This is a genomic window from Psychromonas aquatilis (assembly GCF_038155185.1).
Classification (GTDB): domain Bacteria; phylum Pseudomonadota; class Gammaproteobacteria; order Enterobacterales; family Psychromonadaceae; genus Psychromonas; species Psychromonas aquatilis.
The window spans coordinates 1-319 of sequence record NZ_JBAKAZ010000169.1 but is presented as its reverse complement, the minus strand read 5'-3'; the positions used below and the strand labels follow the sequence as shown (position 1 = coordinate 319).

Below are 319 nucleotides of genomic sequence, written 5' to 3'. Positions count from 1 at the left end.
TATTTTAGGACAAAGCGGTTGTGGTAAAACAACCCTTCTCCGTTACCTTGCAGGTATTATCAATGAGCAAGTGGTCTGGAATGGTGACTTAAGTATTAGCAATCTAATACCGTTACAGGGGCAAGGTGCTTATATGGCACAACAAGACTTATTAATGCCTTGGTTACCGGTCTTAGAAAATGTCTTGTTAAGCGATAAGTTTTCTCAACGGTCGCGACAAATAAACAAACAACAAAAACACCAACAAGTAGAAAAGGCAACTTACTTATTACAACCAGTTGGCCTTGCTGATAAAGCACAACAGCGCCCACAAAACCTC

At 40.4% G+C, this 319-nt stretch carries 1 protein-coding gene; it reads left to right on the top strand.

Translation table 11 applies throughout. The annotated features are described in order from the left end of the window. A partial coding sequence (locus V6256_RS15240) for an ATP-binding cassette domain-containing protein (protein ID WP_341599111.1) occupies window positions 1-319 on the top strand: 319 nt, incomplete at both ends.